The organism is Nonomuraea sp. NPDC050786, assembly GCF_040654115.1.
In the GTDB taxonomy this organism is placed as follows: domain Bacteria; phylum Actinomycetota; class Actinomycetes; order Streptosporangiales; family Streptosporangiaceae; genus Nonomuraea.
The window spans coordinates 131,357-157,299 of the sequence record NZ_JBFAHJ010000004.1 but is presented as its reverse complement, the minus strand read 5'-3'; the positions used below and the strand labels follow the sequence as shown (position 1 = coordinate 157,299).

Below are 25,943 nucleotides of genomic sequence, written 5' to 3'. Positions count from 1 at the left end.
GGGTCGGCCGCATCGTTCTCTGGGCGCTTATTGTGGTTATCGTAGTGAATGGGGTTCGTGCCCCATTTGAGCGATTTACCCAGCAAGGGACATCGACCCCTAATGCCGTCGCACCTGCTCACCAGGGTTTTCCCGCCGACCGGGGCATGGCTTTCGCCGCCCAGTTCGCCGGGGTCTATCTCAATTTCAGCCCGGAAGACGCGGCCAGCAGGTCGCGTAAGCTCGCCGCGTTCCTGGCCGAGGGCATGGACCCGCAAATGGGATGGGACGGTTACGGCAAGCTCTCGGCCGTCGCCATCCAGCCGTACGACATCGACGCGAGCGACGCCCACAACGCGGTGGTGAGCGTGGCCTTCCAGTCAGGCCCGCGCAGGCTGATGCTGTCCGTCCCGGTCTACTACGCGGGCGACGACGCCGGCGGCAGGTTCGCCGTCGTCGGGCGTCCCGCGGTCCTGCCCGCCCCCGGCCCGGCCGACGTGCCCCAACTGGCCGCGCCGGAGACCGACGAGGCGACCGCGAGCGAGCTCAAGGAGCAACTGAAGGGCTTCTTCACGGACTACGCCCTCGGCAACACCGCCGGTCTGCAGCGCTATGTCGCCTCCGGCAAGACCCTGCCGAGCTTCGGCGGCACGTTCACGTTCAAAGAGCTGAAGAAGGTCGTGGTGCCTGTGGGGGGTGCCACACGAGAGATCCAGGCGGTCGTGGTGTGGGTCGTGCCGAACAGCGAGACGCCCTCGACCCCCGATGCCACCGACCCGGCGGCCGTGCAGGGCACGCTGGAGATGGCCTACCGCCTGACCGTCGAGAAGCAGGGCGACAAGTGGTTCGTCGCCGACATCCGCGGCGCCGGTCGGGTCGTTGGGTAGAGGCACGGCCGCGCTGCTGATCGATACCCCCCGGGAGGACAAGAAGTGACCTTGAAGACCGTAGTGCTCACCTTGATCGAGATGTCGCCGACGCCGACGCCGACCGGCCTGGACACCGGAGGGCTCGCCAACTTCCTGCGCGGGTTCTTCGCCCCGTTGTTCCTCGTGGTCGTCTCCGTGGTCGCGCTCTTCTTCCTCTTCACCCGCGAGATCACGCGATTCGTGCAGTTCCTGATATTGGCTGTGGCCATCGGAGTGATCTTCTACGTTCCCAACATCATTGAGGTGACGGCGAAGGCGATCGCCGGCGCACTGGGCATCAAGTGAGGGTTGAGACCGCTCCTTGGCGGTCATGAACGAGCGGGTGGAGAGGAGGACCGGCGTGGACCTGCCCACATATACGAACATCTGGCGGATCGAGAAGCGGCTCTACAAGCTGTACGACCTGCGGCTGCCGATGCCGCTGCCGATCGTCTGGATCGGCGTGTTCGTCGGGGTGTTCGTCCCGTGGTCGCTCCTGCTGGTCCTGGTGGGCGTGCCGGTGGAGATGCCCTGGCACGTGCTGTACCTCGTGCCGCCGGGCATCGTGACGTGGTTGTCCACCCGTCCGGTCATCGAGGGCAAGCGGCTCACCGAGCTCCTCGAGTCCCAGCTCCGCTACCTGGGCCAGCCGAAGGCGTGGTACCGCCTCGCGCCCACGTCCGAGCCCGAGACGGTCACGTTCTCCGCCCGCGTCTGGCGCACCCTGCCCGCCAGGGCCAAGTCGAAGGCCCCCCGCAAGGCCCGCCACCCGCAGCGGCGACGCGACGGCCAGCGGATCCTCGGTCCCCGTCAGGTACGCCCCGCGGTCGCCGCTGCGGCTGCCGCCGCCTCCCAGGCTCCCGTGGCGGAGCCGACCACCGGCCGCTGGGGCACCCGCCGCGGCACGGCGCCCGCCCTCAAGGCCCCGACACGCCAGGCGGCCCCGGCCCCGGCGCCAGGGTCCAAGGCGGGTGCGTTGCGCCGCGAGGAGGCCCTTCCAGGCGGCCCTGGACGGCGTCAGGAGGTACCCCTGGTCACGGGCCACGAAGGCGCGCCGACGGAGGCCGTCGCCCTGGCGCATGGCGGCAAGACTGATGTTGCCCCTCAGGAGCGTGGCGGCAAGACGGGTGCTGCCGCCCGGGAGCGGGTTGGGGAGGGTGCCGCCCTCGAGCGTGGCGGTCCGACGGAGGGTGCCGCCCGGGAGCGTGGCGGTACGACGGAGGGTGCCGCCCGGGAGCGTGGCGGCGCTGGAGAGGCCGCCGTACGAGAGCGTGGCGGAAGAGCAGAGGCCGCGGCTCGGCAGCGTGACAGAAGGGACGAGGCGGCTGCTCGGGAGGTGGAGGCCGTACCGGGACTCGGGCACGGATCGCCCGACGAGGCGCGGGCGGGCGAGCCGCTCAGCACCCGGGAGAGTCGCAAGCCCGCCACCGGCAAGCCCATCGACACCGAGGCGCTGCGACGGCTGAGGAAGCTCGCGGCGAGTGCCGACGCTCCCCCTGCCGACACGGTGCGACGTCGGGAGGAAGAGCGCCGCGAGGACGAGCGGCCCGAGGACGAGCGGCGCGAGGACGAGGCCGCGCGGGATCAGCACAGGAAGGGCCAGCCGCCCCGGCTGGGTCCGGCGCTGGTGCTGCCGGGCACGAAGCGTGTCTGGCCGCCGCTCGACCCCAACGCCAAGCCGCTGCCCCGCCCCGCCGCCCCCAAGCACGCCCGAACGGAGACCGCCTCCGATTCGCCCGTCACGCAGGATTCGGCTCAGCCGAGCACCGCATCGGGCGCGCCGGGCACTGCATCGGGCGCGCCGGTCGGGGCATCGGGCACAACCGGCGGCGCGGAGGCGTCGAACAGTGGCATCCCACAGGTGATCGCCGCGGTGCCCGATGACGCGGACACCCAAGGGAGCGCCGAGCCGGCGCGCGACGCGGATGCCCAGGAGAGCGCCGTGCCGGCACGTGACGCGGATGCCCAGGGGATCGCCGAGTCGGCGGTTGCGGGTTCCCGGGAGATCGCCCAGTCGGCGGGGGCGGGCGCGCAGAGGACCGCCGAGTCGGCTGGGGCCGACGTTCGGAAGACCGCCGAGCCGGCTGGGGCCGACGTTCGGAAGACCGCCGAGCCGGCTGGGGCGGATGTCCAGAGGACCGCTGAGTCGACGGGTGACGACAGGCGGGGAGCCGCCGAGGGCCGTGCCGACGTGCCGGAGCGAGTTTCGGGTGGCGGGCGGCCGGACGAGCCCGCGACGCGCCGCGAGCGCGTGGAGCCGACTGCCCCTGACGAGCGCATGGAGCCGGCCGCCCGTGGCGAGCGGGTGGAGCAGGTCGCCCGCAGTGAGCGGGTGGATGAGAGTGCCGGCCGTGGGCGCGTGGATGAGAGTGCCGGCCGTGAGCGCGTGGATGAGAGTGCCCGCCGTGGGCGCGTGGAGCAGCGTGCTCCCCGTGAGCGTGTGGAGCCGGCGGCTCGTGGTGGCAGGGACCAGGGGGCGGCGGCTCGGGAGGGGGCCGGGGGGCTTGTGGCGCCTGTGCCGGTGCCCAGGCCGGGGGAGGGCCGGGTGCGGCGGGTCGAGTCCGTGGTGGGACGTGACTCCGGCGGGTGGCGGCGGATCGCTCAGGTGGTCGTCGGCGGCGGCGGGGTGCGGACCGACGGTTCGGAGATCGACGAGGCCAGGGCCAGAGGCGTGTTCAGCGGCAGCCGCAGGATCGTGGTCCTGGGCTGCACCGGCGGCGCGGGCCAGAGCACGACGGCGCTCATGCTCGGCCACACCTTCGCCAAATACCGCGACGACAGGGTGGTGGCGGTCGACGCCAACACCGGCGGCAGCACCCTGACCAGCAAGATCCAGCCGGAGACGCCCGAAACCCTCACCTCGCTGCTGTCCGGGCTCGACCGCGTCAGCGGGTACCTCACCATGCGCGGGTACACGACGAGGACCGCCTCGGGGCTCGAGGTGATCAGCGCGGACACCGACGCGGGCGCCGAGCAGCGGCTGGCGGACCGGTCGTTCTTCTCCGACCACCGGCTGGGCGAGTCGATGCGCCTGCTCGACCGCCACTACAAGCTCGCCGTCATCGACCCGGCCCCGGCGCTGGCCGCCCGGGTCCTGCCGTACGCGGACCAGCTCGTGCTGGTGGTCCCCGCGAGCGAGGAGGCGTCCGAGGCGGTGGCGATGACGTACGAGTGGCTCGACGGGCACGGCTGCGCGGACCTGCGCAGGCGCGCGGTCATGGTGGTCAACGGCGTGAGCAGGCGTTCGATGGCGGACGTCGAGCAGGCGGAGTCGGTGGCCAGAGGCAGGTGCCGGGCCATCGTCAGGGTCCCCTGGGAGGACGGACTGGCGCCCGACGGCGCGGAGGTCGTCGATCCCGGGCAGTTGCGCGCGGCCGGTAGGCGGGCCTACCTCGCCCTCGCCGGCGTCGTGGTCGCAGGCTTCGCGGCAAAGGCACAGGCACAGACCGTCCGTCCGAGCGAGGAGGAGTTGGCGAGTGACCCCCCGGGCACGAGAATCGGTGAGCGATAAGTGAACAAGCGAGCAGGTAGGGCCCGTTCGTGCGCCGAGGGGGCGGCATGAGCAGGGCGTCACGAGCGCATCAGCGCCTCGCGGTCCGCTATTTCGACGATCGCATCCTGCTCACGGACACCAGCGCATGGGCGTACTTCCGCCTCCCGACGGTCAGCTACGAGTTCGTCACCCCGGATGAGCGCGAGGCCCTGGCCACCAACATCACGATCGCGCTGGCCGCGATCAGGATGCCCGACGCGGAGGTCCACCTGAGGGTCGCGCACCGCACGTACCCCGCCGCGGAGTGGGCGATGGCGCTCAACGCCACCTCCGACGAGGGGCCCGGCTGGCGCGACTACCTGGAGGAGATGTACCGGCACGTCTGGGCGAAGGACTTCTGCTCCAAGGAGGTCTACCTCGGCGTACGGCTCGGCCCGCGCGGCAAGCAGCTCGGCGCGGGCGCGCTCGCCCAGATCTTCGGCCTCTACCAGAAGACCGAGAAGGCGCTCGGCATGGAGGACGACCACGTACCCGACAGCGAGATCGGGCGGTGGACCGAATCCGCCGAACGCCTCGGCAGAGCACTCGCATCCAGCGCCCTCTACGCCAGGCACGCCACCTCCGTCGAGGTGGCGTGGTTGTTCCAGCACGCGGCCGCGGGCGCGCTGGGCGACCCGCCGCCGAGCGCCAGCCCGAAGCGGCGCTGGGGCAGAGGCGAGATCGAGTCGCTCGTGGAGGGGGAGATCCACAACGGCAGGTCGCTGCTGCGCATCGTGCAGCCGCAGGGCGACTCGTACGTGTCCTACCTGTCGTTCGCGCGCTTCCCCGACCTCATGCCGTTCCCCGACGGCGAGCCGTGGATGCACTTCGCCGACCAGCTCCCGTTCCCGGTGGAGATCTCGTCGCGGATGCGGCTCATCCCGCCGGTCAAGGCGTCCAAGGACGTGGCGCGCAAGCTCGCGCACGCCCGCGACATGGACCACCACATCCGCGAGGCCGGCGCGGAGGCGCCGCTCGCGCTGGCCGAGCAGATCGACGCGGCCCGCCTGCTGGAACACGGCATCACCAAGGAGCGCCTGCCCTTCGTGTACGGCTGGCACCGCCTGATCGTGGCGGCCCCCACCGAGGACATCTGCGTGCAGCGCGTCGAGGCGGTCGTCGAGCACTACCGCGACATGGGCATCGACGTGGTCAACTCGACGGGCGACCAGTTCTCGCTGTTCTGCGAGTCGCTGCCGGGCGAGAAGGTACGCGTCAACGCCTACGCCCAGCGGCAGCCGCTGCGCACGATCGCGGGGGGCATGGCCACCGCCACGGTCGACCTCGGAGACCGGCTCGACGACGGCGGCAACGAAGGCTGGCTCGGCCCGTACATCGGCGAGACCGTCGGCAGGGCCCGCAGCATCGTGCACTTCGACCCGCTGGTCGCGGCGACCCGCAACCGGCCGACGGCCATCGCGATCACCGGCGAGCCCGGCGGCGGCAAGACCACGCTCGCGCTGCTGATGATCTACCAGATGGCGCTCAGGGGCGTGACGGTCGCGGTGATCGACCCCAAGGGCGACGCGGAGTCGCTGGTACGCCTGCTGGAGAAGCGGGGCCGCAAGGCCCGCGTCATCCCGCTGGGGTCGGCGGCGCCGGGACTGCTCGACCCGTTCTCGTTCGGCGACGACATCGCGGCGAAGAAGACCATGGCCACCGAGACGCTGCGGCTGCTGCTGCCGCGCATGTCGGAGGAGCGCGAGTCGGCGATGATCCAGGCGGTGGCGGCGGTCTCCAACGGCCCGGACCCCTCGCTCGGCAAGGTCGTCGACTTCCTGGAGCAGGCCGACGACCCCGCGTCGAAGAACCTGGGCGCCGTGCTGCGCTCCATGTCGGAGATGCACCTGGCCAGGCTCTGCTTCGACCCCTCCGGCGGCGACCAGATCGACAGCGAGGGGTGGACGACCGTGTTCACGCTGGGCGGCCTCACGCTGCCCGACGTGGCCACGACCAGGGACGACTACTCCTACGAGCAGCGCCTGTCGGTGGCGCTGCTCTACCTGGTCTCCCAGTTCGCGCGCAGGCTGATGAACGGCCTCGACCGGCGCGCCCCCAAGGCGATCTTCCTGGACGAGGCGTGGGCGATCACCTCCACGCCCGAGGGCGCCAAGCTGGTGCCCGAGGTCAGCCGGATGGGCCGCTCCCGCAACACCGCTCTGGTGCTGGTCTCGCAGAACGCGGGAGACCTGCTGAACGAGCAGGTGACCAACTGCCTGTCATCCGTCTTCGCGTTCAGGTCCACCGAACGCGTGGAGGTGGAACACGTCATGTCGCTGCTCGGTGTGGAGCCGTCGGAGGAGCACAAGGCCGTGCTCCGCTCGCTCGGCAACGGGGAATGCATTTTCCGCGATCTGGATGGCAGGGCCGGGCGGATCGGAGTAGACCTGATCTCCGAGGAACTTCTCCGTTGGCTCGACACGAACCCGACACACGACAAACCCGACGGCGACGGGCATGATGATCATCAAGGGGGCGTGGGCAGAGCGCAGGAGGTACGGTCATGAAGATCCGGCTATCGCGACGCCTCGCGCTGGCTCTCGCGCTCGTCACCGGCATCCTGGTGATGCCGCTCGTCGTGGGCGGCCTGTCGGTCCCGGCCGCCGCGGCGCCCTGTGACCTGTCGGGCCCGCTCAACCCCGAGATGATCGGGGGCGGCATGGACGGCCTGATCCAGGCGCCGGCCCCGCAGGGCGGGGCGCAGGCCCCGGTCACCAACTACTCCCAGTTCGGCATGAGCGGCCAGTTCTGGCACACCCACGACCTGGGCTGCTCCGACTACGTCGCCGTGCTCGGCAACATGTGGGCCAACGGCATCTTCACCGCGGCCAAGGCCGTCGACCGGCTGACGATCACCACGTACCAGGCCGCGTCGACGGAGGGACCGCTCCAGGCGATCAAGGACGTCGTCGACGACATCGTCACGAACCTCGCCGACGCCATGTACTGGAAGTTCCTCCAGCCGATCGTGATCATCGGGGCGATCTGGCTGGCCTGGTACGGGCTGATCCGCAAGCGGGCCACCACGACCGCCGAGGGCGTGATCTGGATGGTGCTCGCGGTCACCGTGGCGGTGTGGTTCTTCAGCCGTCCCGGCGACTTCACCGGCCTCGGCAAGGTCGTGACCGACAAGACCGGCGAGGTCGTCAACTCGGCCTTCTCCGGCCTGCCGGGCGCGGGCGGCGCCTCCTGCCTGCCGCCGCCCGGCGAGAGCGCCCCGCAGGTCAAGGCGGGCGGGTACGGCCAGACCGGCACGCCGGGCGTCGACCAGAACGCCGACGCGCTGTGGTCCACGCTGGTCTGCAAGCCGTGGCTGGTGGGCCTGTTCGGCACCGCCGACCCGCAGCAGCCCATCGTGCGCGACTGGGGCCGCAAGGTCCTGGAGATGCAGTCGGTCCCACGGGCCGTGGCCGGCCAGCCGGCGCCCGACGTGGGGGCCCGCCAGTCGGAGTACGCCTCGCTGGCGGAGAAGCTGAAGAACGACCCCGTCTACACCGTCTTCTCCGGCCGCGACTGGTCCAACAGGCTCGGCGTGGCCGTCGGCGCGTTCATCGCGGCCATCGTGGCCGGCCTGCTCATCTTCCTGGTGGCGGTCTCGCTGCTGGTGCTGAAGGTGGGCTTCCTGCTGCTGCTGATACTCGGGCCCGTGTTCCTGCTGATCGGCGTGCATCCGGGCAGCGGCCGGATCGTCGCGATGCGCTGGGTGGAGATGCTCGTCGGCACGCTGCTCAGGCAGGCCGTGCTCACGCTGGTGCTCAGCGTCCTCGTGTACGGCTACGCGCTGATCATCTCCACGGCCATGCCCTGGGGCATGCAGGTGCTCTTCATGGCCCTGCTGACGATCGCGGTCTTCTTCTACCGCAGGCCGTTCCAGCACCTGTTCGCCTCCATGAGCGGCCACACGGTCGCCACCCGCATGCTCGGCGAGGCCGCGAGCTCGTCCGTGCTCGAGCGCTCCGCGGGCGTGCTGCCGCCGGTCGCCTCGGCCCGGATCGGCCGCTGGGGGCTGCGCAAGGCCGAGCCGCTCATCAGGGCGGCCGGCGTGGCCAATCCGGCGGGAGCGGCGGCTACGGCCGCGGCCACCGCGGGTCAGGCCCGCGTACGCGCCGAGGAGGGCGAGGGCGTCACCACGGGCGCCAGGATCCCGGCCACGGCGGCGCCGCTGGACACCGACCAGCAGGGCGGCAAGGCGGGCGCCAGGGCGCCGCTGGAGCCGCGCAGGGGCACGGCCCCGCCGCTCAACCTGGGCGGCACGCCCACCCGCACGCGCGGCGCCGCGGCGGGCGGCCCCCGGGCGGCCGGCGCGGCCGCGTCCGGCGGCACGGGCGGGTCCGGCGGGTCCGGCGGCTCGGCGGGCGGCTGGTTCGGCGGAGGGTCCGGTGGCGGCTGGGCGTCCCGGGGCGGCTCGTCGTCGGGGTCGCGTGGCGGCTCGTCCGGCGGTTCGCGTGGCTCCCGGTTCGGCGGCACGGGCGGCTCCCGGTCGGGCGGCACGCGCTCGCGCGGGTCCGCCGGCGGGCTGTTCGGCGGCTCCGGGTCGGGCGGCTCGGGCGGCGGCTCGAGGTCCGGCGGCGGGTCGCGGCCGAGCGGCGCTCCGAGGGCGTCCGGCGGTTCGTCCGGCCCGCGGATCTTCGGGTCCGACGAGCCGTCGTCCCGCACCTCCGAGGCCCCGCCGCTCTGGCTGCGCAGCAGCAGCAACGGCGGCGGCTCCGGGGGTGACAGCCCCTCCGTGCCGTTCTGGCTCAAGCCGAGCAAGGACAAGGACTGAACATGGCGGAGCGAGGTGACAAGCGCGGGGTGGCTTTTGCCGCCATCGTCGTGGTCATCGCCGCGGTCGGCATCTATCTGACGATGTGGCCGGATTCGGAGGACGACCAGGCCGGGCCCCAGCGGGAGCCCGCCAGGGTGGCGAGCGCGCTTCCCGCGCCGAACACGCCGCTGGCGACCGCGAGCGGGGCGCCGTTCGACGTCTACTCGTACCTGCCGATGAAGAAGGAGCAGCTCGCCGCGGCGGCGGACCTGGCCGAACGGTTCACCGCCGCGTACGGCACCTTCCGCTACGACGAGGACCCGGCGGCGTACGCGGCCCGCGTGAAGGTGTTCACGACGCCTGAGCTCGGCAACGAGCTGACCAGGACCCTCACCTCGGCCGGCACCGTCGAGCAGAACCGCAACGACCAGATCGTCTCCAAGGCCACGGCCAGGCTGAAGGAGATCAGGCAGATCGAGCGGACCTCCATCGTCTTCGTGGTCACGGCGACCCGGCAGGTCACCGCGAAGAGCGGCGACAAGCAGCTCACCGAGGAGTACGCGGTCACGGTGAGCCAGGCCGTGGACGACTGGCGGATCTTCGACATCCGGCCTTCCGAGGAGGGCCAGGAGGGCGACGAGGAGGGGGACACCGCGGGGTGAAGCTCTCACGGGCCCGGCTCGCCCTGCTGATCGGCGCCGCCGGGCTGCTGCTGCTCGCGGCGGTCATCGTGTCGCCGATGCTGCTGATCTCGATGCCGTCGTTCCTCAGCGACGGCGGCACCTCTCCCGACTGCAACGACAGCAAGCAGGTGGAGGAGGTGTCCGACTCGGGCGCGTCCGACATCCCTCCCGACTATCTGGGCCTGTACAAGAAGTACGGCAAGAAGATCGGCGTCCAGTGGAACATCCTGGCCGCCGTCGGCAAGCGGGAGACCGACCACGGCCGCTCCGACCTGCCCGGCGTCAAGAGCGGCACGAACTACGCGGGCGCGGCCGGGCCGATGCAGTTCCTGATCTCCACGTGGGGCGGCAAGGCCAGGGTCCCGATGTCGTCGAGGTTCACCGGGTACGCCTCCGACGGTGACGGCGACGGCGTGGGCGACATCTACAACCCGGCCGACGCCATCCTGGGCGCGGCCAGGATGCTCAAGCGCAACGGGGCGCCCGAGAACGTGCGCCAGGCGCTGTTCGTCTACAACCGGGCCTGGTGGTACGTCGACCAGGTCGTGGAGATCGCCAAGAAGTACGCCAAGTCGGGCGACTTGAAGGTGCCGCCGCAGGCCTCGAAGGAGTGCGACGAACCGCTGGTGGAGGCCGCCCCCAACGACATCGTGGCCAAGATCCTCGAGTACGCGCTCGCGCAGCGCGGCAAGCCGTACCTCTGGGGCGGGACGGGGCCGGACGCCTTCGACTGCTCGGGTGTGATCTATGCCGCGTACCGGGCGGCGGGGCTGTCGATTCCCCGTACGACGTTCACGCAGTGGCCGTTCGGGGTGAAGGTCTTAGAGGGGCAGGAGCAGCCGGGGGACCTGGTGTTCTTCAACGCGGGGCCGGGTACGGGCCCCGACCGCCCCGGCCATGTGGGGCTGGTCGTGTCGAAGGGCAAGATGCTGGAGGCCAGGTGCCGGCTGTGCGGGCCGATCAAGGTGACGAGCTACCAGGCACGCGACAACCGCATGGGCTTCACCCGTCCGCTCCAGAACCCCGACGTTCTGGAACAGCTCAAGAAGTTGCAGAATCCTTCCTTGTGAACGAATTCGACACGGTCGTGGTGGCCGCGGTGATCGTCGATCCGGGCGCCCGGGTGCTCGCCGCCCAGCGCGCGGAGCCCGTCGCGCTCGCGGGCGGCTGGGAGTTTCCCGGCGGGAAGGTGGATCCCGGCGAGAGCGAGGCGGAGGCGCTGGTCCGGGAGTGCCGCGAGGAGCTCGGCGTGGAGATCGCGGTGGGCGAGCGGGTGGGCGGGGACTGGCCGCTCTCCGAGGGGTATGTGATGCGCGTCTGGCTGTGCTCGCTGGCCTCCGGCGTGCCCGAGGCCCGGGAGCACCTGGAGCTGCGGTGGCTCGGGCCGGGCGAGTACTTCTCCGTCGAGTGGCTGGGCGCGGATCTGCCTGTCATGAAGACCGTGGAAAATCTACTGCTTTCCCGCGATTAAGGCATGCGCTTGCGTGACACAATGACTACTACGGGTGACATGTCGCAATGGGGGAGTTGTGGAGTGATGCGGCGTGGCTGGGTCATCACGGGGGCACTGATCCTGGCGGTGCCATCCGTTTCCGTGGCGGCGAGCCGGATGTCGCTGGTGCTCGACGGTGTCGAGGGGCCGGGGAAGTGGATCAGGACGGGCGACGTCGAGCGGTTCCGCGGGGCCACTTCTGGGCGCTCTGTGGTGGATTGGCACGGTACAAAGACGGCGAAAACGAAAAACGTAGGTTAATCCCGGCTTTACTGTTACTTTGACCAGACTAGTATTCCTTTGACCAAGGATCTGGGACTGCGCGGAGGGCACCGGTGGCACGCACGCGAGCGACGGCCGTGTCCGCTATCGTCCTGGCGCTGGGGCTGGCCGGCGCCGGAGTGACCCCGTTCATCGTGCAGAGCGCGAGCGCCTCGGTGTCGGCGTACGACCCCGTCGATCCGTGTGACGCCGGCGAGTTCTGCGACACCACGCCCGAGACCACGGTGACGACCACCGTGACGGCGGACCCGTCGGATACCGAGCAGCCCGAGACGACGATCACCAAGACCGTCACGGCGACTCCGAAGAAGCCGACCAAAACCCCCACGCCGAGGAAGACCACGTCGGCCCCGGCCCCGGCCACCACCGCGCCGACCCTGCCCACGCAGAACCCACAGCCTCTGCCCACGCAGAGCGCCGAGGTGCCCGAGACGTCCGCCGCGCCGAACACCTCCGTCGACATGCCGGAGGTCGCGCCGATCGAGACGGCGCCCACCGCTTCCCCGGCGCCCACCGCCTCCCCGACGCCCACCGAGACGCAGCCGGCCTCCTCCTCCGAGGAGGTGCCGCTCGAGCTGCGCAACGCGGCGCCGGAGTTCGACCAGAAGTCGCTGGCGCAGAAGCTCAGCATCCCGGCGCTGGTGCTGGTCCTGCTCGCGCTCTTCGCCGTCCTGATCTTCGAGGGGCGGCTGCGCAGGATGGCCCACGCGGCGGCGGTGCGCAAGGCGGGACCGCAGCCGGTACGCCCGGACCTGCCGCCGGCCGGGGGCTACCCCGCCGGGCCTGGTTACCCAGCCGGCCCCGGTTACCCCGCCGGACCCGGTTACTACACCACGGCCGGCTTCCCCGCCCCCGGGTACCCGGGCGGCACGGCGTACGCGCCGATCATCAGCTTCGTGCCGGTGCAGACGTACCCGGCGGGGCCTGTCCCCCCGGTCTACGAGGAGCCCCAGTACGCGCCCCCGGAGGCCGCGGCGGAGCCGGTGGTGCTGCACCCGGACGAGTTCGACTCCTTCAGCCACGAGCCGCCCAAGGGCAAGGAATACCGCGACCCGTTCGAGCCGCTCGTCCCGCCGGTGGCGCCGCCGGCGGACATCCCGCCCGGCGGCGCCGGGCCGTACGAGAGCGAAGGCCAGGAGCGCCCGCTCGGTCCGGCCTCGGCGGCGGAGCCCGGTGACTCGGAGCCGTGGCAGGGCCAGTCCCTGTTCGTGCCGCCCGGGTCCCGGCGGCAGGAGTACGAGCCGCCGCCCTACCTGGCCCCCGACGCGGACGTGACCGCCGTCCAGCCGCTGCCACAGGCGCCAGGGGAGCAGCAGGCTCAGGAGGAGCGTCCGGAGCCCACCAAGGAGATGCCTGACCCCAAGCGCAGGCTCTGGGGCCGTAAGAAGTGACACGAAAGGGGGGCTGGACATCCAGCCCCCCTGATTCGTGCGTGCCTACTTCGCGCGCTTGAAGATCTTGTTGCCGAGCCACACCAGCGGGTCGTACTTCCGGTCCACCACACGCTCCTTCATCGGGATGAGCGCGTTGTCGGTGATCTTGATGTGTTCGGGGCAGACCTCGGTGCAGCACTTGGTGATGTTGCAGTAGCCGAGCCCGTGCTGGTCCTGCGCCGCCTCCTGCCGGTCCGCCACGTCGTACGGGTGCATGTCCAGCTCCGCGATCCGCATGAGGAAACGGGGGCCGGAGAAGTTGGCCTTGTTCTCCTCGTGGTCACGGATCACGTGGCAGACGTTGTTGCACATGAAGCACTCGATGCACTTGCGGAACTCCTGGGACCGCTCGACATCGACCTGCTGCATCCGGTATTCGCCGGGCCGGACGCCGTCCGGAGGCGTGAAGGACGGGACCTCCCTGGCCTTCTGGTAGTTGAACGAGACATCCGTGACGAGGTCCTTGATGACCGGGAACGTCCGCATCGGCGTGACCGTGATGGTCTCGTCCTCCTCGAAGGTGGACATCCGGGTCATGCAGCCCAGCCGCGGCTTGCCGTTGATCTCCATGCTGCACGAGCCGCACTTGCCGGCCTTGCAGTTCCAGCGCACCGCCAGGTCGGGCGCCTGGGTGGCCTGCAGCCGGTGGATGATGTCGAGGACGACCTCGCCCTCGTTCACCTCGACGGTGAAGTCCTCGAGCTTGCCCTCGCCGCCCTCACCGCGCCAGACCTTGAACTTCGCCTTGTAGCTCATTTCGAAATCCCGTCGAACTCGGCCATCTCTTCGTCGGTGAGGTACTTCTTCAGCTCGTCCCTGTCGAACAGGGTGATCAGGTCGTCGCGCATGGGCGGCTGGAGCTTCTCCTCGACCGTGACCGCGGAGCCGTCCTCGGTGGAGCAGACGAGCAGCTTGCGGCGCCATTCCGGGTTCATCCCCGGGAAGTCGTCGCGGGTGTGCCCGCCGCGGCTCTCCTCGCGCAGCAGCGCGGCGCGCGCCACGCACTCCGAGACCAGCACCATGTTGCGCAGGTCGATCGCGAGGTGCCAGCCGGGGTTGTAGATGCGGGAGCCGGCCGCGCCGACCAGGCGCACGCGCTCCTTGAGCTTCTCCACGACCTGGAGCGCCTCGGAGACCTCCTCGGCCTTGCGGATGATGCCGACCAGGTCGTTCATCGTCCGCTGGAGCTCGTGGTGGACCTCGTACGGGTTCTCGCCGTCGCGTCCCAGCGGCGCCAGCGCCTCCTCGCGCGCCTCCTCCACGAGCTCGGGCAGGAGCCTGGGCCTGGCCTCCAGCGAGTCCACGTACGCCGCCGCGCCCGCGCCCGCCCGGCGCCCGAACACCAGCAGGTCGGAGAGCGAGTTGCCGCCCAGCCGGTTGGAGCCGTGCATGCCGCCGGACACCTCGCCCGCGGCGAACAGCCCCGGTACGGCCGCGGCGCCGGTGTCGGCGTCCACCTCGACGCCACCCATGATGTAGTGGCAGGTCGGGCCCACCTGCATGGGCTCGGCGGTGATGTCGACGTCGGCCAGCTCCTTGAACTGGTGGTGCATCGACGGCAGCCGCTTCTTGATCTCCTCGGCGGGCAGCCGGGTCGAGACGTCGAGGAACACGCCGCCCTGCGGTGAGCCGCGACCGGCCTTGACCTCGGCGTTGATCGCGCGGGCCACCTCGTCACGCGGCAGCAGCTCCGGCGGGCGCCGGTTGTTGGCCTGGTCGGTGTACCAGCGGTCGCCCTCTTCCTCGGTGGTGGCGTACTTGTCCTTGAAGACGTCCGGGATGTAGTCGAACATGAAGCGCCTGCCCTCGGAGTTGCGCAGCACGCCGCCGTCACCGCGTACGGACTCGGTGACGAGGATGCCGCGCACGGACGGCGGCCAGACCATCCCGGTGGGGTGGAACTGGATGAACTCCATGTTGATCAGGTTGGCGCCGGCGAGCAGGGCCAGGGCGTGGCCGTCACCGGTGTACTCCCAGGAGTTGGACGTGACGACGTACGACTTGCCGATGCCGCCGGTGGCCAGGACCACGGCCGGGGCGTCGAAGAGCACGAAGTTGCCGGTCTCGCGCCAGTAGCCGAACGCGCCCGAGATCCGGTCGCCGTCCTTGAGCAGCCGCGTGACCGTGCACTCGGCGAAGACCTTGATGTAGGCCTCGTAGTCGCCGTGCTTCTCGTAATCCTCCTGCTGCAGCGCGACGACGCGCTGCTGCAGCGTGCGGATCAGCTCCAGCCCGGTACGGTCGCCCACGTGCGCGAGCCGCGGGTACTCGTGGCCGCCGAAGTTCCGCTGGCTGATCTTGCCGTCCTTGGTGCGGTCGAACAGCGCGCCCCAGGCCTCCAGCTCCCAGACGCGGTCGGGCGCCTCCTTGGCGTGCAGCTCGGCCATCCGCCAGTTGTTGAGGAACTTGCCGCCCCGCATGGTGTCACGGAAGTGCACCATCCAGTTGTCGTCGGGGTTGACGTTGCCCATCGCGGCGGCCGCGCCGCCCTCGGCCATGACCGTGTGGGCCTTGCCGAACAGCGACTTGCACACGATCGCCGTCCGCTTGCCCTGCTGGCGGGCCTCGATCGCGGCCCGCAGGCCGGCACCGCCCGCGCCGATGACGACGACGTCGTATTCGTGACGCTCTGTGTTAAGCGAGTTTTCCACTGAAGCTGGTCCTTACGCGTACGGGAAGGCGATGATGCCCTTGGCCACCAGGCGGACGTACAGGTCGGCGCCCATGACGGAGAACATCGAGGCCCACGCGAGGGGCTGGTGCTTGGCGTTGAGCTTGGAGACGAACGTCCAGGCCCGGTAGCGCAGCGGGTGACGGGAGAAGTGGTTGAGCCTGCCCGCCGTGATGTGCCTGCAGGAGTGGCACGACAGCGTGTAGGCGTTGATCAGGATCGCGTTGACGACCAGGACCCAGGTGCCCAGGCCGATCGGCTTGTGGACGAGCGCCAGGACGGCGTCGTAGGCCAGGATCAGGCCGATCACGATGGCCGCGTAGAAGAAGTACCTGTGGATGTTCTGGAGGATCAGCGGGAAGCGCCGCTCACCGGTGTACTTGCCGTGCGGCTCCTGCACGGCGCACGCCGGCGGTGACAGCCAGAACGAGCGATAGTAGGACTTGCGGTAGTAGTAGCAGGTAAGCCGGAACCCGCCCGGCAGGCCCAGGATGAGCAGGCCCGGCGGCAGGGCGTACCAGTCGCCGAACGGCGCCAGGCCGAACAGCCGTGCCCCCTCGGGACACGACGTCGCCAGGCACGGCGAGGCGAACGGCGCTATGTAGGGATCGACGAAATAGCTGTTATCGATGATCGCCCACACGCCATAGACAAGGAACGAGCTGAGCCCGAGGAATGTCAGCAGCGGGACCAGCCACCATCTGTCCGTGCGCAGCGTGCGCACCTTGACTTGCGCTCGCTGCCTTCTGACAGGGGCTTCGGGCGTCGTCTGGGTCATCGCGGACCTCTCCACCTCCCGCGGACCATCGCGCATGGGGTCCGTGGTTTCGTTTCGCTGGGCGCGCGTGCGGTAGCCGCTCAGGCGCGCGTTGGTGGGGGATACGTTACGACGACAGCATGGGAAATTGTGAGCGGGGTCACTCACAATTTCGATGACTTGCTGTGATTCCTGTCACGTAGGCCCGTCAGGAGCGCTGCCCCTTGGCCGGCAACTTAACCACTGTCACGAAAAAATCATCGATTTGCCGGACAACCCGGATAAATTGCTCAAAGTCCACCGGTTTGGACACATACGCATTGGCGTGCAGCCGGTAGCTGTGCAGGATGTCCTCCTCCGCCTCGGAGGTCGTCAGGATCACCACCGGGATCGTGCGCAACTCGATGTCCGCCTTGACCTCCGCCAGCACCTCCATGCCGCTCATCCTGGGCAGGTTGAGGTCGAGCAGGATGAGGTCGGGGCGCGGCGCGTCGGCGTAGCCGTCCTCCCTGCGCAGGTACGCCATCGCCTGCTCGCCGTCGTTGACCACGTTGAGCCGGTTGCGCACCTTGTTGAAGTCGAAGGCCTCCTTGGTCAGCAGGATGTCGCCCTGGTCGTCCTCCACCAGGAGCACCTCGATCGGACGCCCGTCATTCATCGTCGTCTCCAGCCGCCGGCAAGGTCCATCGGAACGTCGCGCCCTGGCTCTCGGCAGTGCCGTCGAGCCAGAGCTGCCCGCCGTGATACTCGACGATCTTGCGGCACAGGGCCAGTCCGATGCCAGTGCCCGGATAGACGTCGCGCGGGTGGAGCCGCTGGAATATCAGGAAGATGCGGTCGGCGTACTTGGGCTCGACGCCGATGCCGTTGTCCGCGCAGCTGAACTCCCACATGTCGCCGGACCTGCGCACCCCGATGTGGACGCGCGGAGCCGCCTCGGAGCGGAACTTCACGGCGTTCTCGATCAGGTTCTGGAAGAGCTGGGTGAGCTGCAGCCGGTTGCCTCTGACCTTGGGCAGCTCGTCCCTGGTGACGGTGGCCTCGGTGTCCTCGATCGTGGCCGACAGGTTCTCCAGCGCCGTGTCGAGTGCCGCGCCCGACTCGACCACGGACTTCTCGCCGGTGATCCGGCCGACCCTGGAGAAGTCGAGCAGGTCGTTGATCAGCAGCTGCATGCGCTTGGCGCCGTCGACGCTGTAGTGCATGTACTGCTTGGCCCGGTCGTCGAGCTGGGAGCCGTAGCGCTGCTCCAGCATCTGCGTGAAGCTGGCGACCTTGCGCAGCGGCTCCTGGAGGTCGTGGCTGGCCACGTACGCGAACTGCTCCAGCTCCCCGTTGGACCTGCGCAGCTCCTCGGCCTGGTCGGCGGCCGTCCGCCAGGCCGACACGATGCGGCCGCGCATGGAGTCGATGTGGCTGGACAGCTCGGCCAGCTCGGCCGGCCGGTCGACGTGCAGGATGTGGTCGAAGTCGCCGGCGGCGACCTTGCGCACCTGCTCGGCGAGCTGGTCGACGGGCTTCAGCACCGCGTACCGGATGATGAACGCCAGCGCCACGACGAACGCGAGCATGGCCGCGAAGAGCACGATCAGCGCCACGTTGAGCCGGGCGAGCTGCTCCTCGACGGCGGGCACCTTCGCCAGCTCGCGGGCGTGCGCGCTCATCATCATCGCGATCACGATCCCGGTCAGGAGCACGACGCCGGCGACCACCCCGATGACCAGGAACCAGCGGGCCACGGGCAGCCTGCCCAGCCCGGTCGGCTCCCTGGCGGGAGGAAGCGGGGTGATGCTCATGGTCTCCTCCTCCGGATCAGGACCACGGCGAGGTCGTCGCTCAGCTCGCCCACCCGGGTGATGAGCCGGTCGAGATCTATGGTGCCGTGCTCGCGTACGAGGTCGATCAGACCGTCGACGCCGAGCAGCTCGTCGCGCTCGCCCACGGTCGCCTCGATCAGGCCGTCGGTGTAGAGCATCATCGACCACTCCTCGCCCAGCGGCACGTCGATCACCGGCCACTCCGCGTCCGCGAAGATCCCGAGCGGCGGGCCGGAGGGCGTGCCGTCCACCACCTGAACAGCGCCGTCGCGCACGAGCACGGGCGGCGGGTGCCCGACCACGCGCATCCTGGCCAGGCGCAGGTCAGCGGTGATCGTGGCCATGCACAGGGTGGTGAAGATCTCGGGGCCCTTGCGTTCGGCCCGCAGCAGGGCGTCGAGCGTGCGCAGCAGCGTGTCGTCCGTCTGGCCGGCGAGCACCAGCGTGCGCCAGGCGATGCGCAGGGCCACGCCGAGCGCCGCCTCGTCGGGGCCGTGCCCGCACACGTCCCCGATCACGACGTGCACCGAGCCGTCAGGGGTCTGCACCGTGTCGAAGAAGTCGCCGGCCAGCGTCCCGCCGCTGCCGGGCAGGTAGCGGGTGACGTGGTCGATCGCCCGGGTGTGCAGCAGGGGGCTGGGCAGCAGGGCGCTCTGCAGCCTGGAGTTCTCCTTGGCCATGAGCTCCGCCTGCACGAGCCTGAGCTGGGCCAGGTCGGCGCGCTTGCGCTCCATCGAGTATCTGATCGCCCTGGCCAGCAGCCGCGCGTCGATGTCCCCCTTGACCAGGTAGTCCTGCGCGCCGGCCTGCACGGCGGCCACGCCCACGTGCGCGTCCCGGAGCCCGGTGAGCACCAGCACGGCGGCGTGCGGAGCCAGCGCCAGCACCTCCTCCAGCGCCTCCAGCCGGGTCGCGTCGGGCAGCGAGAGATCGACCAGCACGCACTGGATCTGGGGCGTCAGCTTGGCCTTGGCCTCCTGCAGGCTGCGCGCCCAGAAGATCTTCGGCGGCGCGTCGGCCTGGTTGAGCAGCTCCTCCACGAGGAAGGCGTCGCCGTCGTCGTCCTCGATGAGAAGCAGCGTCAGCGTTTCTGAGAGATGTGCTGTCACTAACGCCTCACCTGGAGTCGGGCCTGTCGATGTTCATTCTGCGATGAGCTCCACCCCTTGCGGAAGCGTGCCCTCGTGACCGGCCTCCACGACGAACGAGAGCAGGGTCTCCCTGAACGCCTGGGCGGCCCTGGTCGGCTCGACGTCCTTGCGGTGCGCCAGCGCGATCGTACGGCTGAGGCCGGGCGGCGCGAGCGGCGTGCCCGAGAGTCCGGGGCGGCCGTCGAGCACCATCGAGGGCACCACGGCCACGCCCAGCCCCGCCTCCACGAACCTCAGCACGGCGTCCATCTCGCCGCCCTGCACCGCGAACTTGGGCTCGAACCCCGCCTGCCGGCACGCCGCCAGCGTGGCCTCCCGAAGGTCGTAGCCGCGCCTGAACATGACCATCTGACGCCCGCGCAGGGCTTCGATCTCCATGTACGGGCCTTTCAACCGCTCGTGCGAAGGCGCGACGACGACGAGATTCTCCCGCAGGATCTCCTCGGTCACCAGCGCGGGGTCGTCGCTCTGCAGCGGCATGATGATCAGCGACATGTCGAGCTGCCCCCGGGCCAGCGCCCTGACCAGGTCACGCGAGCCGCCCTCCTCCACCAGCAGCTCGATGCCCGGGTACGCGCGGTGGAAGCGGGCCAGCGCGTCGGCCAGCAGGCCCGCGCAGAGCGAGGGCGTGGCGCCGAGCCGTACGCGGCCCCTGCGGAGCCCGGCAAGCTGGGCCACCTCCTGCCTGGCGGTGTCGGCGTCGGCGAGGATCCGCCGGGCGAGCGGCAGCAGGGCCTCGCCGGCGGCGGTCAGCGTGACGTTGCCCCGCGCCCGGGAGAAGAGCGGGGCGCCCAGATCGGCCTCCAGGGCCTTGATCTGCTTGCTGAGCGACGGCTGCGCGACCCTCATGCGCTCGGCGGCCTGGGTGAAGTGCCTGGCCTCCGCGACGGCGACGAAGTACGCGAGCTGCTGCAACTGCATGTGATTTTCCTCGCACCGCGTGCGTTTTCTCGGCCTGCGTAACCGTGCAAACCAAGCATCATAGCCACAGGCTATCGAAACCAGACCCGTCATGACTTGGACGGATCATCGCTGGATATCTAGCTTCTGAAGATGTGACTGCCACGATAGAGCGCGGCGCCGCCACCGCGCCTGTTCCAGCTCCCAAGAAGGCTCCAACGAGCAGGAGGCCCGAGGGGTTCCTGCGCTCGTCGAACGGCAAGAAAGTCGTCATGGCCGTCACGGGGGCCGCGATGGTGCTGTTCCTCGTCCTCCACATGCTCGGCAACCTCAAGATCTTCCTCGGCAAGGAGTCGTTCAACGAGTACGCGTACGCGCTGCGCACGCTGCTCGAGCCGATCGCTCCGTACCGGACGGTGCTGACGCTGCTCGAGATCGGGCTCGTCGTGTCGGTCGTCCTGCACATGTGGGCCGCCATCTCGCTGGCGCGCCGGGCCCGCCACGCCAGGCCGGTCAAGTACGTCGCCAAGAAGTCGCAGGCGAACGGCTACGCCACCCACATCATGCGGTTCGGCGGCCTGACGATCCTGCTCTTCGTCATCTGGCACCTGCTCGACCTGACCTTCGGCGTCGTGAACCCCAAGGGGTACGACTCCTCCCCGGCCGACCGCATGATCGCCGGCTTCGACCCGTCCCGGTGGTGGGTGACCCTGATCTACCTGGTGGCCGTCGTCATGGTCGGCCTGCACCTGCGGCACGGCATCTGGAGCGCCTTCCAGACTCTCGGCTGGGCCAACCGCACGCGTGACAAGGCTCTCCGGCCCATCGCCGGGCTGCTCTCCATCGTGCTGGTCGTCGGCTTCCTGGCCCCGCCGCTCGCGATCACGTTCGGAGTTGTGAAGTGATGAAGTTTTCCGAAGGCTCGGAGATCCGGGACACCAAGGCTCCGGCCGGGCCCATCGAGGAGCGGTGGGAGAAGCGGAAGTTCAGCGCGAAGCTGGTCAACCCCGCCAACAAGCGCAAGCTCAACGTGATCGTGGTCGGCACCGGCCTGGCGGGCGGCTCGGCCGCCGCGACGCTGGGTGAGCTGGGCTACAACGTCAAGTCGTTCTGCTACCAGGACTCCCCGCGCCGCGCCCACTCCATCGCCGCGCAGGGCGGGATCAACGCCGCCAAGAACTACCGCGGTGACGGCGACAGCATCTACCGCCTCTTCTACGACACGGTGAAGGGCGGCGACTTCCGCGCCCGCGAGTCGAACGTCTACCGCCTCGCCCAGGTCTCGGTGAACATCATCGACCAGGCCGTGGCGCAGGGCGTGCCCTTCGCCCGCGAGTACGGAGGCCTGCTGGACACCCGCTCGTTCGGCGGCGCCCAGGTATCCCGTACGTTCTACGCCCGCGGCCAGACGGGCCAGCAGCTGCTGCTCGGCGCGTACCAGGCGCTGGAGCGGCAGGTCGCGGCCGGGACCGTGACCATGTACACGCGGCACGAGATGCTCGACCTGATCGTCTCCGACGGGCGGGCGCGCGGCGTCATCGTGCGCGACATGGTGACCGGCGAGATCGAGCGCCACATCGCCGACGCCGTGGTGCTGGCCACCGGCGGCTACGGGAACGTCTTCTTCCTGTCCACGAACGCCAAGGGCTGCAACACGACGGCGATCTGGCGGGCGCACGAGCGCGGTGCGTACTTCGCCAACCCCTGCTACACGCAGATCCACCCGACCTGCATCCCGGTCTCCGGCGAGTACCAGTCGAAGCTGACGCTGATGTCGGAGTCGCTGCGCAACGACGGCCGCGTGTGGGTGCCGCTGCGCAAGAACGACACGCGGGCCCCCGGCGACATCCCGGACGAGGAGCGCGACTACTACCTGGAGCGGATCTACCCGGCCTTCGGCAACCTGGTCCCGCGCGACATCGCCTCCCGCGCCGCCAAGAACGTCTGCGACGAGGGCCGCGGCGTCGGCCCCGGCGGCCTGGGCGTGTACCTGGACTTCCGCGACGCCATCAACCGTCTCGGGCGCGACGCCGTCGAGAAGAAGTACGGCAACCTGTTCGAGATGTACGAGCGCATCACGGGCGAGAACCCGTACGACGTGCCGATGCGCATCTACCCGGCCGTCCACTACACGATGGGCGGCCTCTGGGTGGACTACGACCTGCAGTCGACCATCCCGGGGCTCTTCGTCATCGGTGAGGCCAACTTCTCCGACCACGGCGCGAACCGCCTCGGCGCGTCGGCGCTGATGCAGGGCCTGGCCGACGGATATTTCGTGCTTCCGACCACCATCGGCGACTACCTGGCCGCCGGGCCGTTCGGCGACGTGGACGAGGAGGCCGTCGCGGAGGCCGAGATCAAGGTCCGCTCGAAGATCGACCGGCTGCTGTCCGTGAACGGCGACCGTACCCCTGACTCCTTCCACCGCGAGCTGGGCAAGCTCATGTGGGACTACTGCGGCATGGAGCGCACGGAGGAGTCGCTGCGCAAGGCGCTGGAGCGCATCCCCGAGCTGCGCGAGGAGTTCTGGCGCAACGTCAAGGTGACCGGGACCGCCGAGGAGCTCAACCAGGTGCTGGAGCGGGCCGGGCGCGTCGCGGACTTCTTCGACCTGGCCGAGCTCATGTGCCTGGACGCCCTGGTCCGCACGGAGTCCTGCGGCGGCCACTTCCGCGCCGAGTCCCAGGACGCCGACGGCGAGGCGCTGCGCGACGACGAGCACTTCGCGCACGTGTCGGCCTGGGAGTTCTCGCCCTCCGGCGAGCCGGTGCTGCACAAGGAACCGCTCGAGTACGAGTACGTCAAGATGACCCAGCGGAGCTACAAGTGAATCTGACCTTGAAGGTCTGGCGTCAGAGCGGGCCTGCCGATTCCGGCCGGATGGTGACGTACCGGGTGGAGGACATCTCCCCGGACATGTCCTTCCTGGAGATGCTGGACGTCCTGAACGAGCGCCTCATCCTGGAGGGCGACGACCCGATCGCCTTCGACCACGACTGCCGCGAGGGCATCTGCGGCATGTGCGGCATGGTCATCAACGGCGTCGCCCATGGCGAGCAGCGCGCCACGACGACGTGCCAGCTCCACATGCGCCACTTCGAGGACGGCGCCGAGATCACCATCGAGCCGTGGCGCGCGGCCCCCTTCCCCGTCGTCAAGGACCTGGTCGTGGACCGCAGCGCCTTCGACCGGATCATCCAGGCGGGCGGCTTCGTCTCGGTCCCGGCCGGCTCGGCCCCGGACGCCCACAGCGTCCCGGTACGCAAGGAGGACGCGGACGCGGCCTTCGACGCGGCCACGTGCATCGGCTGCGGCGCCTGCGTGGCGGCCTGCCCCAACGGCTCGGCCTCCCTCTTCACCGCCGCCAAGATCACCCACCTGAGCCTCCTGCCCCAGGGCCAGCCGGAACGCCTCTCGCGCGCCAAGGCCATGGTGGACCAGATGGACGCGGAGGGGTTCGGCGGCTGCACGAACACGGGGGAGTGCACGGCGGTGTGCCCGAAGGGCATCCCGTTGGACACGATCGCCCGCATGAACGCCGACTACCTGAAGGCCAACGCCAAGTAGTAGGTGGCCCGGCCCTTCATCCAGACGAAGGGCCGGGCTGTTCGGCCGACATCACCTACGCGACGTCGGGCCGGGTCATCAGGGGCGAGCGCACGTGCAACGCCAGACTGGGGCCGGTCAGGGGCACGATGTTCCATGTCGCCACCGCTGTCCCCGCGTCGGCGTCGACCACCAGCCGAACCCGGTGCGGGGTGGTGATGACGTAGAGCTCGGCGACGAACGTACTGCCCTGCCAGGCGCCGGCCGCGACGACAGGGCGGCCGAGCGGCGAACTTTCCCGCCATTCGCCGTGGCCGACCTCGACGTCGAGGATCGACCCGAATCGCACGAGCCATCCACCGCCCACGGGATCGACGATCACCGTGGTTCCGTCGGGCAGAGCCGAATCCTCGGCGGAGGCGTCAAGTCTCGCCTTGACGGAACGCTCCTGGGCGGCCGCACCCGGCACCGGCGCCAATGACAGCCGCCGCAGCCGATCGGCGAGGATCTCGTCGTCCTCGGCGCTTCCCGGGTGGTCCATGCCGGGCAGCAGGCACTCCCATATCGCGTCGAGCATCGCCTGGACCCGCGTAGTGGCGGCGGTCACGGCGACCACCAGATCATGCGACGGGACGACCAGGCATTTCTGGCCGAAGGCGCCGTCAGCGTGGTAACCGTGACGCGACATCCAGAACTGGTAACCGTACCCGCAGAGGAAGTCGGCGTCCCCCGAGCCGTCCTCTAACGGCAGCGTGTCGATGTGCCGTCTGGTGGCGAGCTCCACCCATTCGCGCGGGACGAGCCGCCGCTCGCCCCACAGGCCGCCGCGCAGCAGCAGTTCACCGAAAGCGGCGACGGCCTCGGTCGTCAGGTGGAGTCCGTGGAACCCGAAGGCGGCACCGCTCGCCACCCGATCCCATTCGGCGTGGTCGACGCCCATCGGCTTGAGGAGGCGCTCGTCGACCAGTTCAGGGAGGCCGCGGCCCGTGACCCGTTCCACCATCCGGGCCAGGAGGAAGGTGGTCGAATTGTCGTACGTGTGCCGTGCTCCCTCGGCCTCGGGAAACGGTAGGCGCAGAAAGCCCTTCACCAGGTCGCCCGGTTCCAGTCGCCAGGCCTCGGCGAGGCTGTCCGTACGGTGTCCGGCTGTCATGGACAGCAGGTGGTGAACGGTGATGCGGCGGCCCTGCTCCGAGATGTCGGCCGGAACGTGGTCGGGCAGCACGTCCACCACCCGGTCGTCCAGCGAGAGCAGCCCGTCGGCGATCGCGAGCCCCACGGCGACCGAGGTGAACGACTTGGTCAGCGAGTAGAGAAGGTGCGGGCGTTCGGCCGAGTACGGCGCCCACCAGCCTTCGGCGACGACGTGACCGTGGCGTACGACCATGATGGAGTGGCACTCGACGGATTGCGCTTCGAGCCGGTCCAGCAGCGCGGCAACCGCACGGGACGACACCCCCGAGGCGGCCGGTGCCGACCGCGGCAGCAGCGCGCGTTGAGCAGACATCCAGGCACCCTAACAAAACCACCCATCAAGGTACGAGACAGCAGCGGTCAACCACCCAGCGCCGCCGCCATGCGGTCGAGGTCGGTGAGGATGGCGGCCAGGCGCCGCTGCGGGATCGCGGCGACCATGTCGCGTTCGATGGCATAGACCGCGGACCGGGCTGCGTCAAGACGACTGCGACCCTCTGGGGTGAGGTGGGCGGGAAGGGCGCGCCCGTGGTCTGCGGCGGCGGGCCGGGTGATCAGCGCCGCGTCCTGGAGGCCGCGGAGGACGACGTTCATGGATTGCCGGGTGACGAACGTGCCGCGGGCGAGCTCGGCATTGGACAGGCCGGGCTGCTGGTCGAGGAGTTCGAGACAGGCGTACTGCGGCACCGTCAGGCCGTGCTCGCGCAGGGCCTTGTCCATGGCGTTGCGCAGCGCCGCGGCGGCGCGCTTGAGTCGGTACCCCACGTGCTCGGTGACGTCCTCAGCGAGGTGGGGCGGATCCATCGGCTTCGGCTCTTCCATGTCAGGATTTTGACATACAGAACGGTGGC

The 25,943-nt window shown here is 70.0% G+C and carries 21 protein-coding genes; 12 read left to right on the top strand and 9 right to left on the bottom strand.

Translation table 11 applies throughout. The features are described 5' to 3' along the window. Nucleotides 1–146 precede the first annotated feature (146 nt). From AB0H84_RS10705 to AB0H84_RS10665, 9 genes are all read left to right on the top strand, one after another. Nucleotides 147–866, top strand: coding sequence for a conjugal transfer protein (locus AB0H84_RS10705; RefSeq protein WP_357601381.1), 720 nt, complete (start codon nt 147–149; stop codon nt 864–866). An 81-nt stretch (nt 867–947) separates the two neighbouring features. Further along, nucleotides 948–1,193, top strand: coding sequence for a hypothetical protein (locus AB0H84_RS10700; RefSeq protein WP_344993050.1), 246 nt, complete (start codon nt 948–950; stop codon nt 1,191–1,193). A 25-nt stretch (nt 1,194–1,218) separates the two neighbouring features. Beyond that, nucleotides 1,219–4,398, top strand: coding sequence for a TcpE family conjugal transfer membrane protein (locus AB0H84_RS10695; protein ID WP_357601378.1), 3,180 nt, complete (start codon nt 1,219–1,221; stop codon nt 4,396–4,398). A 47-nt stretch (nt 4,399–4,445) separates the two neighbouring features. Then, nucleotides 4,446–6,926 carry an ATP-binding protein gene (locus AB0H84_RS10690; RefSeq protein ID WP_357601375.1) on the top strand — a complete coding sequence of 827 codons (2,481 nt, stop codon included), beginning with the start codon at nt 4,446–4,448 and terminating at the stop codon, nt 6,924–6,926. Beyond that, nucleotides 6,923–9,184, top strand: coding sequence for a type IV secretion system protein (locus AB0H84_RS10685; RefSeq protein WP_357601372.1), 2,262 nt, complete (start codon nt 6,923–6,925; stop codon nt 9,182–9,184). The genes AB0H84_RS10690 and AB0H84_RS10685 overlap by 4 nt, the downstream gene beginning before the upstream one ends. A gap of 2 nt (nt 9,185–9,186) precedes the next feature. Next, a complete protein-coding gene (locus tag AB0H84_RS10680; protein WP_357601369.1) occupies nt 9,187–9,828 on the top strand; it encodes a hypothetical protein in 642 nt (213 codons plus the stop codon). Beyond that, nucleotides 9,825–10,919: a bifunctional lytic transglycosylase/C40 family peptidase gene (locus AB0H84_RS10675; RefSeq protein WP_357601366.1), complete on the top strand. Its 1,095-nt coding sequence runs from the start codon at nt 9,825–9,827 to the stop codon at nt 10,917–10,919. The genes AB0H84_RS10680 and AB0H84_RS10675 overlap by 4 nt, the downstream gene beginning before the upstream one ends. Continuing rightward, nucleotides 10,916–11,320: a (deoxy)nucleoside triphosphate pyrophosphohydrolase gene (locus AB0H84_RS10670; RefSeq protein ID WP_357601363.1), complete on the top strand. Its 405-nt coding sequence runs from the start codon at nt 10,916–10,918 to the stop codon at nt 11,318–11,320. The genes AB0H84_RS10675 and AB0H84_RS10670 overlap by 4 nt, the downstream gene beginning before the upstream one ends. 380 nt (nt 11,321–11,700) lie before the next feature. Continuing rightward, complete coding sequence (locus AB0H84_RS10665) at nt 11,701–13,014, top strand: hypothetical protein (protein ID WP_357601359.1); 1,314 nt, start codon at nt 11,701–11,703, stop codon at nt 13,012–13,014. Between the two features lie 45 nt (nt 13,015–13,059). Here the strand turns inward: AB0H84_RS10665 and AB0H84_RS10660 are convergent, their stop codons facing one another. The 7 genes from AB0H84_RS10660 to AB0H84_RS10630 form a co-directional block, all read right to left on the bottom strand. Continuing rightward, nucleotides 13,060–13,812: a succinate dehydrogenase/fumarate reductase iron-sulfur subunit gene (locus AB0H84_RS10660; RefSeq protein ID WP_319711691.1), complete on the bottom strand. Its 753-nt coding sequence runs from the start codon at nt 13,810–13,812 to the stop codon at nt 13,060–13,062. After that, entirely contained in the window at nt 13,809–15,707 is a 1,899-nt protein-coding gene (locus AB0H84_RS10655) for a fumarate reductase/succinate dehydrogenase flavoprotein subunit (protein WP_357601356.1), read from the bottom strand. Before AB0H84_RS10655 ends, AB0H84_RS10660 begins: the two co-directional genes overlap by 4 nt. Nucleotides 15,708–15,719: 12 nt before the next feature. Then, complete coding sequence (locus tag AB0H84_RS10650) at nt 15,720–16,505, bottom strand: hypothetical protein (protein WP_357601353.1); 786 nt, start codon at nt 16,503–16,505, stop codon at nt 15,720–15,722. A 187-nt stretch (nt 16,506–16,692) separates the two neighbouring features. After that, on the bottom strand, nt 16,693–17,142 hold the full coding sequence (locus tag AB0H84_RS10645; RefSeq protein ID WP_357601350.1) for a response regulator: 450 nt from the start codon (nt 17,140–17,142) through the stop codon (nt 16,693–16,695). Beyond that, nucleotides 17,135–18,280, bottom strand: a complete 1,146-nt coding sequence (locus AB0H84_RS10640) for an ATP-binding protein (protein WP_357601347.1) — start codon at nt 18,278–18,280, stop codon at nt 17,135–17,137. The genes AB0H84_RS10645 and AB0H84_RS10640 overlap by 8 nt, the downstream gene beginning before the upstream one ends. After that, nucleotides 18,277–19,410, bottom strand: coding sequence for a fused response regulator/phosphatase (locus AB0H84_RS10635; RefSeq protein ID WP_357601344.1), 1,134 nt, complete (start codon nt 19,408–19,410; stop codon nt 18,277–18,279). The genes AB0H84_RS10640 and AB0H84_RS10635 overlap by 4 nt, the downstream gene beginning before the upstream one ends. Nucleotides 19,411–19,443: 33 nt before the next feature. Further along, entirely contained in the window at nt 19,444–20,373 is a 930-nt protein-coding gene (locus AB0H84_RS10630; RefSeq protein ID WP_357601341.1) for a LysR substrate-binding domain-containing protein, read from the bottom strand. Nucleotides 20,374–20,507: 134 nt separating this feature from the next. On the opposite strand from AB0H84_RS10630, the gene AB0H84_RS10625 reads away from it, so the two are divergent. The 3 genes from AB0H84_RS10625 to AB0H84_RS10615 are packed head-to-tail and all read left to right on the top strand — an operon-like array spanning nt 20,508 to nt 23,919. After that, nucleotides 20,508–21,257: a succinate dehydrogenase cytochrome b subunit gene (locus AB0H84_RS10625; RefSeq protein WP_357601339.1), complete on the top strand. Its 750-nt coding sequence runs from the start codon at nt 20,508–20,510 to the stop codon at nt 21,255–21,257. Further along, nucleotides 21,257–23,182 (top strand): fumarate reductase/succinate dehydrogenase flavoprotein subunit, encoded by a 1,926-nt coding sequence (locus AB0H84_RS10620; RefSeq protein ID WP_357601336.1) that lies wholly within the window; start codon nt 21,257–21,259, stop codon nt 23,180–23,182. The genes AB0H84_RS10625 and AB0H84_RS10620 overlap by 1 nt, the downstream gene beginning before the upstream one ends. Continuing rightward, on the top strand, nt 23,179–23,919 hold the full coding sequence (locus AB0H84_RS10615; protein WP_344992652.1) for a succinate dehydrogenase/fumarate reductase iron-sulfur subunit: 741 nt from the start codon (nt 23,179–23,181) through the stop codon (nt 23,917–23,919). Before AB0H84_RS10620 ends, AB0H84_RS10615 begins: the two co-directional genes overlap by 4 nt. 55 nt (nt 23,920–23,974) lie before the next feature. Here AB0H84_RS10615 and AB0H84_RS10610 read toward each other — a convergent pair whose 3' ends face one another. Next, nucleotides 23,975–25,405, bottom strand: a complete 1,431-nt coding sequence (locus AB0H84_RS10610; RefSeq protein WP_357601333.1) for a serine hydrolase domain-containing protein — start codon at nt 25,403–25,405, stop codon at nt 23,975–23,977. Between the two features lie 47 nt (nt 25,406–25,452). Then, the gene (locus AB0H84_RS10605) at nt 25,453–25,914 is read right to left on the bottom strand and encodes a MarR family transcriptional regulator (protein ID WP_357601330.1); all 462 of its coding nucleotides are present in this window, start codon (nt 25,912–25,914) and stop codon (nt 25,453–25,455) included. Nucleotides 25,915–25,943: the final 29 nt, after the last annotated feature.